This window comes from Acidiphilium sp., assembly GCF_049977125.1.
Lineage (GTDB): Bacteria > Pseudomonadota > Alphaproteobacteria > Acetobacterales > Acetobacteraceae > Acidiphilium.
In genome coordinates, this window is sequence record NZ_JBMFGY010000284.1 from 1 (window position 1) to 2,620 (window position 2,620).

Consider the following 2,620-nt stretch of genomic DNA (forward strand, 5'->3'; position numbering starts at 1 on the left):
CTCAACAAAAAGCACCATCCTGATACGATTTCCCGATCAGATGCGCATGCCGGTGCCGATTCATCCTCCTTGGGCTATAACCCAGGTATGAATACCGCCACGCCACCAACAGACACCGCCCGTCATACGCAAATCGTTGCCGACGGTCGGCGGATGATCGATCCTCGTGGCCAAAACAATGCGCGCCCAAGCTGCAAGAGCTTTGATCACGATGGATTTCAAGCGGCTGGCCACCAGAGGAATGAGTGACCCGGTGATCAAAGCCTATCTCGCAGGACCCGACGTTTTTTTGCCGAACGCGGTCGAGCATGCCCAACGCAAGATCGAGATCTGCACGAAATACGGCATCACCGGTCTCGCGCCCCTCAACCAGGATGCCGAACCCACATCTGGCCTGAGCGCTGATATCAAGTGGACCGATATTTTCCACAAAGACATCGAGATGATGGAGGCCAGCGATATCATCATCGCCAATCTGACGCCGTTTCGGGGGGCTTCCGCCGACGCTGGCACACTCGTCGAAATCGGCTGGTTTCTCGGGCGAGGTAAACCGATCTTCGGATACTCGAACTCCGCGCGCTTGTTCGATCGGCGCAGTAAGGACCAGACCAGCGTCATACCCGACCCAATGCGTGGCATAGCTGTCGAAGGGTTTGATCTTCCCGATAATTTGATGATTGCCGGTGCCGTGCTCGAAGGCGGAGGAGCTCTGATCACTCTTCCTGAGTTAGGCCAGGATGAACCATTTGACGCGCTCAGCGTGTTTGAAAGATGTGTCAGTCTTGCAGCCGATAAACTGGTTTCCCGAAAAGACAGCGCCTCTTAACTCCGGCAACAATTTACTATAAAAATCAATCAGCCATGTTTACAGACGAAACACCCCTGAAACTGGCGGCCGCTGCGGGAAAATAGATTTCACTTTATTCGTAGCCTTCAATAATCCACCGAAATGGTGTCGCCATACAGATTTTATGAATTAGTGGGAATTTCACTAAGATTCCAGCATTCTAGGCATAACAGATATTAGGGTAGAATGAGAGATCGGCGGCTCTCACACTTGATTTTTTTATGAATACAATTATCCTATCAATTTCTTATTCATATTTTTAGAAAGACTACTCATGGTTGATATGACCGAAAACCAACTGCTGCTGCAACTGACAACTCAAATTGTCGTCGCCCATGTCTCGCATAACTCTGTGCCCGCCGACATGCTGCCAACCCTCATACATGACGTATATCAGAGCCTAGGCAGTGTTGAAACGCAAGAAACCAAAGCTGAAGTGTCGCCAGAACCCGCGGTCAATCCCAAAAAATCAGTCTTCAACGACTATATCATCTGTCTTGAAGATGGTAAAAAACTGAAAATGCTTCGACGCCACCTCAAATCATCTTTTAACATGACGCCAGAACAGTATCGCGAGCGTTGGCAACTCCCAGCTGAATATCCGATGGTCGCACCAGCCTATGCCGCCACGCGATCGGCTCTCGCCAAGAAAATCGGCCTCGGTACCAAACCAGTCTCTGAAGCTCCTCCCTCACCAGCAGCCGCGGCCCTGCGAAAGAAGAAAGCCACCTGACACTTGAGTGACTTGGTATCAAAGCACGGCGACGGAGAGTTGATGCTCGGCCGGTCTAATCATGACCGGTCGGCTTGCCATTTCGGCCCCAGAGAGGGCGCCTGACGTGAGTACGAACGAGGGCGCACACAGATGGTACGTAATGTGGCGCGGCGGAGACTACCTATTCGATAATCTGGACCAAACAATTCTCGAATATCGGATCCGTCAACGCCGGTTTCTGATCATGGCCGGGGGCCATCGCTCTGCCCCGCGATTCTCCGCTGCGCGGGATGAATCGTTCAGGTAATCCATTCACCGTCTCGTCGCCTTCCCAAGGGAGCCAGCCGGTAGGTGCTCATTGTTTTCTATAATACTTGGTGTTATAGATGTACCTGCTGCGACCTGGGCTAAGGGCAAGCGGGGCGATGCGAGTATTCAAAAACAAGGCGTTCGTGAGGTTTGCCCGAAAAGCCCGGATTACGGATATGGTTCTTTGCGCGGCGATTTCCGACGTTTCCCGGGGCCTGGTCGATGCCGACCTGGGCGGTGGTGTTGTCAAACAGCGGATCGCCCGGCAAGGCGGCGGCAAATCGGGAGGCTTTCGTACGATCATCCTGTTCCGCGTGCGAGAGAAGGCGTTTTTTGTTCACGGCTTTGCCAAGAACGAACAGGACAACATTCGGGATGACGAACTCGCCGCGTTCAAAATGCTCGCGGTCGAAATGATGAACTACGACGATGATGCCCTGGCAAGGGCGATAGCAAACGGCACCCTAATGGAGGTGATGTGCAATGACGAAGCAGTATCGTAGCCCGGTGATGGCCTCGATCCACGAAACAGCCGAGGGGCTGCACGCGGCAGGTCTCATGGATAAGCAGACGATGCGGAAGTTTGATGAAGCGTGCCTGACGCCGGTGCGCCCACTCGCCCCCGAGGAAATCCGGAACTTGCGGGAACGTGAGGGGGCGAGCCAAGCCGTATTCGCGCGCTACCTCAATGTCACCACCGGTCTCATCAGTCAGTGGGAACGGGGCGAGAAGCATCCGCAAGGCGCATC

5 protein-coding genes are annotated in these 2,620 nt (G+C 53.6%); all 5 read left to right on the forward strand.

Annotated features, from left to right (window positions below; genetic code table 11):
- Positions 1–249: hypothetical protein (locus tag ACP5E6_RS18110; RefSeq protein ID WP_427956668.1), on the forward strand; the 249-nt coding region annotated here is incomplete at its 5' end.
- 4 nt (positions 250–253) lie between these two features.
- The gene (locus ACP5E6_RS18115; protein WP_427956670.1) at positions 254–826 is read left to right on the forward strand and encodes a nucleoside 2-deoxyribosyltransferase; all 573 of its coding nucleotides are present in this window, start codon (positions 254–256) and stop codon (positions 824–826) included.
- A 295-nt stretch (positions 827–1,121) separates the two neighbouring features.
- Positions 1,122–1,580 carry a MucR family transcriptional regulator gene (locus tag ACP5E6_RS18120; protein ID WP_427956673.1) on the forward strand — a complete coding sequence of 153 codons (459 nt, stop codon included), beginning with the start codon at positions 1,122–1,124 and terminating at the stop codon, positions 1,578–1,580.
- Positions 1,581–1,948: 368 nt separating this feature from the next.
- Complete coding sequence (locus tag ACP5E6_RS18125) at positions 1,949–2,374, forward strand: type II toxin-antitoxin system RelE/ParE family toxin (protein WP_427956675.1); 426 nt, start codon at positions 1,949–1,951, stop codon at positions 2,372–2,374.
- Positions 2,355–2,620, forward strand: a 266-nt coding sequence (locus tag ACP5E6_RS18130) for a helix-turn-helix domain-containing protein (RefSeq protein WP_427956676.1), incomplete at its 3' end; no start/stop codon positions are given. The genes ACP5E6_RS18125 and ACP5E6_RS18130, both read left to right, overlap by 20 nt.